Genomic DNA, 5,513 nt, shown 5'->3' with positions numbered 1-5,513 from the left:
ATAAACGTGACGATGAGGGACATAAAAAGTAAAAATGTCTACAGTAGAGTCAATAGCAAGGCCACGACGCAATGGAGAAAGACGGAGAGCGCCAACGGCGTCCATCTCGAAGGAGTCGCCAGCGATAACCGGAGTAGTTGAAATGGTAATAAGACGACCAATCTGACCAGCAAGGAAGCCAAGATGGGAAAGGTCATGCGGCATACGCTCGGCGCCAGTTTGAATATTAGACATAATTTATCCTCAAGTAAGGGGCCGAAGCCCCTGCAATTAAAATTGTTGACCACCTACATACCAAAGACGAGCGCCTTTACGCTTGCCTTTAGTACCTCGCAACGGCTGCGGACGACCAGGGCGAGCGCCAGAACGTTTTTTACCTTTAGACATTACATCACTCCTTCTGCACGTAATTTTTGACGCACGTTTTCTTCTGCGTCAGTAAGAACGTCAGTGTTTCCTGCGCGTACACGCAAGGTAAACGCGAACAATTCAGCGGCTTTAACCGGACGCTCGACGCCATTAATAATGTTTTCCGTAAATTCAGCGCCTTCCATGATGAGACAGGCCGTTTGAATGTTGACGGGATGAACATAATAAGCAATGACGGCAGCAATAAACTCAACAGGAGCAGGAAAGCGAGGGTATCCTACAAAGTCCAGCGTACCATAAACGCAAGCCTCAACGCAGCGACGAGCACGAGAGCGGTCAGTAGCAATCCAAACTTTGTTACTCGTCAGAAAATCGAAATCATCTTCGGTTAAATCCAAAACGGCAGAAGCCTGAATGAGCTTAATAGAGGCCAAAGCGGTCTGGAAACGTACGGATTGTTCAGTAACTTGACTCATGATTTCTTACCTATTAGTGGTTGAACAGCATCGGACTCAGATAGTAATCCACGCTCTTTTAAAATGTCAACAAGAGAATCTCTACCATGAACAAAATGTGACTCATATCTAAACCAGTCCTTGACGAACGTGCCAAGCATATTAAGCCACTTCTCCTCATCCAACGCGTCAGTTTTTGACAGAATCGTTAGTTGATGGCGAAAGGTCGCAAAGTAAGAGCTTCTCGAGCTGCGCAAGGATAGGTCGAATTTTCTCATTTTCCGCCAGCAGTCCACTTCGATTTAATTCGTAAACAAGCAGTAGTAATTCCTGCTTTATCAAGATAATTTTTCGACTCATCAGAAATATCCGAAAGTGTTAACTTCTGCGTCATGGAAGCGATAAAACTCTGCAGGTTGGATACGCCAATCATTTTTATCGAAGCGCGCATAAATTTGAGCAGATTTGTCGTCACAGGTTGCGCCGCCAAAACGTCGGCTACAGTAACTTTTCCCAGCCTCAATCTCATCTCTCTTTTTGCGTTCTGCTTCAATATCTGGTTGAACGGCGTCGCGTCGTAACCCAGCTTGGTAAGTTGGATTAAGCACTCCGTGGACAGATTTGTCATTGTGAGCATTTTCATCCCGAAGTTGCGGCTCATTCTGATTCTGAACAGCTTCTTGGGAAGTAGCGACAGCTTGGTTTTTAGTGAGTTGTTCCATTCTTTAGCTCCTAGACCTTTAGCAGCAAGGTCCATATCTGACTTTTTGTTAACGTATTTAGCCACATAGAAACCAACAGCCATATAACTGGTAGCTTTAAGCGGCTCACCTTTAGCATCAACAGGCCACAACCAACCAGAACGTGAAAAAGCGTCCTGCGTGTAGCGAACTGCGATGGGCATACTGTAACCATAAGGCCACGTATTTTGCAAGCTATTTAACTGGCGGCGATTGCGTACCCGACGACCAAAATTAGGGTCAACGCTACCTGTAGGAAGTGTCCGCATAAAGTGCACCGCATGGAAATGAAGACGGCCATTAGCTGTACCATACTCAGGCACACAAAAATACTGATAGCAGTCGGCGTGTGAATCATTAGCCTTGCGACCCTCGGCAGCAAGAACCATACGACCAATATCACGAAAATAGTCACGCAAAGCATTGGGATTATCATAAAACGCCTCTAATCGGTCGTCAGCCAACGTGAGAGTGTCAAAAACGATAAACCAACCATCAGCATGAGCCTGTCGCATTGCATTCATCAAACGCTGAATAGCAAAGCCTCTACGCGATTTCATAGTGGAGGCCTCCAGCAATCTTGAACACTCATCCTTAATACCTTTCTTTTTGGGGTAATTATACTCATCGCGAATATCCTTAAGAGGGCGTTCAGCAGCCAGCTTGCGGCAAAACTGCGTAACCGTCTTCTCGTTCTCTAAAAACCATTTTTCGTCCCCTTCGGGGCGGTGGTCTATAGTGTTATTAATATCAAGTTGGGGGAGCACATTGTAGCATTGTGCCAATTCATCCATTAACTTCTCAGTAACAGATACAAACTCATCACGAACGTCAGAAGCAGCCTTATGGCCGTCAACATACATATCACCATTATCGAACTCAACGCCCTGCATACGAAAAGACAGAATCTCTTCCAAGAGCTTGATGCGGTTATCCATCTGCTTATGGAAGCCAAGCATTGGGGATTGAGAAAGAGTAGAAATGCCACAAGCCTCAATAGCAGGTTTAAGAGCCTCGATACGCTCAAAGTCAAAATAATCAGCGTGACATTCAGAAGGGTAATAAGAACGAACCATAAAAAAGCCTCCAAGATTTGGAGGCATGAAAACATACAATTGGGAGGGTGTCAATCCTGACGGTTATTTCCTAGACAAATTAGAGCCAATACCATCAGCTTTACCGTCTTTCCAGAAATTGTTCCAAGTATCGGCAACAGCTTTATCAATACCATGAAAAATATCAACCACACCAGAAGCAGCATCAGTGACGACATTAGAAATATCCTTTGCAGTAGCGCCAATATGAGAAGAGCCATACCGCTGATTCTGCGTTTGCTGATGAACTAAGTCAACCTCAGCACTAACCTTGCGAGTCATTTCTTTGATTTGGTCATTGGTAAAATACTGACCAGCCGTTTGAGCTTGAGTAAGCATTTGGCGCATAATCTCGGAAACCTGCTGTTGCTTGGAAAGATTGGTGTTTTCCATAATAGACGCAACGCGAGCAGTAGACTCCTTCTGTTGATAAGCAAGCATCTCATTTTGTGCATATACCTGGTCTTTCGTATTCTGGCGTGAAGTCGCCGACTGAATGCCAGCAATCTCTTTTTGAGTCTCATTTTGCATCTCGGCAATCTCTTTCTGATTGTCCAGTTGCATTTTAGTAAGCTCTTTTTGATTCTCAAATCCGGCGTCAACCATACCAGCAGAGGAAGCATCAGCACCAGCACGCTCCCAAGCATTAAGCTCAGGAAATGCAGCAGCAAGATAATCACGAGTATCCTTTCCTTTATCAGCGGCAGACTTGCCACCAAGTCCAACCAAATCAAGCAACTTATCAGAAACGGCAGAAGTGCCAGCCTGCAACGTACCTTCAAGAAGTCCTTTACCAGCTTTAGCCATAGCACCAGAAACAAAACTAGGGACGGCCTCATCAGGGTTAGGAACATTAGAGCCTTGAATGGCAGATTTAATACCAGCATCACCCATGCCTACAGTATTGTTATCGGTAGCAAGCACATCACCTTGAATGCCACCGGAGGCGGCTTTTTGACCGCCTCCAAACAATTTAGACATGGCGCCACCAGCAAGAGCAGAAGCAATACCGCCAGCAATAGCACCAAACATAAATCACCTCACTTAAGTGGCTGGAGACAAATAATCTCTTTAATAACCTGATTCAGCGAAACCAATCCGCGGCATTTAGTAGCGGTAAAGTTAGACCAAACCATGAAACCAACATAAACATTATTGCCCGGCGTACGGGGAAGGACGTCAATAGTCACACAGTCCTTGACGGTATAATAACCACCATCATGGCGACCATCCAAAGGATAAACATCATAGGCAGTCGGGAGGGTAGTCGGAACCGAAGAAGACTCAAAGCGAACCAAACAGGCAAAAAATTTAGGGTCGGCATCAAAAGCAATATCAGCACCAACAGAAACAACCTGATTAGCGGCGTTGACAGATGTATCCATCTGAATGCAATGAAGAAAACCACCATTACCAGCATTAACCGTCAAACTATCAAAATATAACGTTGACGATGTAGCTTTAGGTGTCTGTAAAACAGGTGCCGAAGAAGCTGGAGTAACAGAAGTGAGAACCAGCTTATCAGAAAAAAAGTTTGAATTATGGCGAGAAATAAAAGTCTGAAACATGATTAAACTCCTAAGCAGAAAACCTACCGCGCTTCGCTTGGTCAACCCCTCAGCGGCAAAAATTAAAATTTTTACCGCTTCGGCGTTATAACCTCACACTCAATCTTTTATCACGAAGTCATGATTGAATCGCGAGTGGTCGGCAGATTGCGATAAACGGTCACATTAAATTTAACCTGACTATTCCACTGCAACAACTGAACGGACTGGAAACACTGGTCATAATCATGGTGGCGAATAAGTACGCGTTCTTGCAAATCACCAGAAGGCGGTTCCTGAATGAATGGGAAGCCTTCAAGAAGGTGATAAGCAGGAGAAACATACGAAGGCGCATAACGATACCACTGACCCTCAGCAATCTTAAACTTCTTAGACGAATCACCAGAACGGAAAACATCCTTCATAGAAATTTCACGCGGCGGCAAGTTGCCATACAAAACAGGGTCGCCAGCAATATCGGTATAAGTCAAAGCACCTTTAGCGTTAAGGTACTGAATCTCTTTAGTCGCAGTAGGCGGAAAACGAACAAGCGCAAGAGTAAACATAGTGCCATGCTCAGGAACAAAGAAACGCGGCACAGAATGTTTATAGGTCTGTTGAACACGACCAGAAAACTGGCCTAACGACGTTTGGTCAGTTCCATCAACATCATAGCCAGATGCCCAGAGATTAGAGCGCATGACAAGTAAAGGACGGTTGTCAGCGTCATAAGAGGTTTTACCTCCAAATGAAGAAATAACATCATGGTAACGCTGCATGAAGTAATCACGTTCTTGGTCAGTATGCAAATTAGCATAAGCAGCTTGCAGACCCATAATGTCAATAGATGTGGTAGAAGTCGTCATTTGGCGAGAAAGCTCAGTCTCAGGAGGAAGCGGAGCAGTCCAAATGTTTTTGAGATGGCAGCAACGGAAACCATAACGAGCATCATCTTGATTAAGCTCATTAGGGTTAGCCTCGGTACGGTCAGGCATCCACGGCGCTTTAAAATAGTTGTTATAGATATTCAAATAACCCTGAAACAAATGCTTAGGGATTTTATTGGTATCAGGGTTAATCGTGCCAAGAAAAGCGGCATGGTCAATATAACCAGTAGTGTTAACAGTCGGGAGAGGAGTGGCATTAACACCATCCTTCATGAACTTAATCCACTGTTCACCATAAACGTGACGATGAGGGACATAAAAAGTAAAAATGTCTACAGTAGAGTCAATAGCAAGGCCACGACGCAATGGAGAAAGACGGAGAGCGCCAACGGCGTCCATCTCGAAGGAGTCGCCAGCGATA

9 protein-coding genes are annotated in these 5,513 nt (G+C 44.8%); all 9 read right to left on the bottom strand.

Annotated features, from left to right (window positions below):
- Positions 1-234 (bottom strand): major capsid protein (locus KJS57_RS26900; protein ID WP_280520411.1); only part of this gene is annotated, 234 nt, incomplete at its 3' end.
- A 36-nt stretch (positions 235-270) separates the two neighbouring features.
- A complete protein-coding gene (locus KJS57_RS26895; RefSeq protein ID WP_000033471.1) occupies positions 271-387 on the bottom strand; it encodes a phage DNA packaging protein J in 117 nt (38 codons plus the stop codon).
- Positions 387-845: a scaffolding protein D gene (locus tag KJS57_RS26890; protein WP_000084700.1), complete on the bottom strand. Its 459-nt coding sequence runs from the start codon at positions 843-845 to the stop codon at positions 387-389. The genes KJS57_RS26895 and KJS57_RS26890 overlap by 1 nt, the downstream gene beginning before the upstream one ends.
- Positions 842-1,081: a phage DNA packaging protein C gene (locus KJS57_RS26885; protein WP_016670801.1), complete on the bottom strand. Its 240-nt coding sequence runs from the start codon at positions 1,079-1,081 to the stop codon at positions 842-844. The genes KJS57_RS26890 and KJS57_RS26885 overlap by 4 nt, the downstream gene beginning before the upstream one ends.
- Positions 1,014-1,166 carry a hypothetical protein gene (locus KJS57_RS26880; RefSeq protein ID WP_435988044.1) on the bottom strand — a complete coding sequence of 51 codons (153 nt, stop codon included), beginning with the start codon at positions 1,164-1,166 and terminating at the stop codon, positions 1,014-1,016. The genes KJS57_RS26885 and KJS57_RS26880 overlap by 68 nt, the downstream gene beginning before the upstream one ends.
- The gene (locus tag KJS57_RS26875) at positions 1,099-2,640 is read right to left on the bottom strand and encodes a replication endonuclease (protein ID WP_000252566.1); all 1,542 of its coding nucleotides are present in this window, start codon (positions 2,638-2,640) and stop codon (positions 1,099-1,101) included. The genes KJS57_RS26880 and KJS57_RS26875 overlap by 68 nt, the downstream gene beginning before the upstream one ends.
- Before the next feature lie 63 nt (positions 2,641-2,703).
- The gene (locus KJS57_RS26870) at positions 2,704-3,690 is read right to left on the bottom strand and encodes a Minor spike protein (RefSeq protein ID WP_000466547.1); all 987 of its coding nucleotides are present in this window, start codon (positions 3,688-3,690) and stop codon (positions 2,704-2,706) included.
- 8 nt (positions 3,691-3,698) lie between these two features.
- Positions 3,699-4,226: a hypothetical protein gene (locus tag KJS57_RS26865; RefSeq protein WP_000487867.1), complete on the bottom strand. Its 528-nt coding sequence runs from the start codon at positions 4,224-4,226 to the stop codon at positions 3,699-3,701.
- A gap of 110 nt (positions 4,227-4,336) precedes the next feature.
- A partial coding sequence (locus tag KJS57_RS26860; RefSeq protein ID WP_244545800.1) for a major capsid protein occupies positions 4,337-5,513 on the bottom strand: 1,177 nt, incomplete at its 5' end.

Origin of the sequence: Paenibacillus vini (assembly GCF_018403325.1) — a bacterium.
Lineage (GTDB): Bacteria > Bacillota > Bacilli > Paenibacillales > Paenibacillaceae > Fontibacillus > Fontibacillus vini.
The sequence above is the reverse complement of the archived record's forward strand: the minus strand, read 5'-3'. Positions and strand labels throughout refer to the sequence as shown.

Coding starts and splice junctions, on each gene's coding strand:
- KJS57_RS26895 (WP_000033471.1), bottom strand. CDS start 387: ATGTCTAAAGGTAAAAAACGTTCTGGCGCTCGCCCTGGTCGTCCGCAG.
- KJS57_RS26890 (WP_000084700.1), bottom strand. CDS start 845: ATGAGTCAAGTTACTGAACAATCCGTACGTTTCCAGACCGCTTTGGCC.
- KJS57_RS26875 (WP_000252566.1), bottom strand. CDS start 2,640: ATGGTTCGTTCTTATTACCCTTCTGAATGTCACGCTGATTATTTTGAC.
- KJS57_RS26870 (WP_000466547.1), bottom strand. CDS start 3,690: ATGTTTGGTGCTATTGCTGGCGGTATTGCTTCTGCTCTTGCTGGTGGC.
- KJS57_RS26865 (WP_000487867.1), bottom strand. CDS start 4,226: ATGTTTCAGACTTTTATTTCTCGCCATAATTCAAACTTTTTTTCTGAT.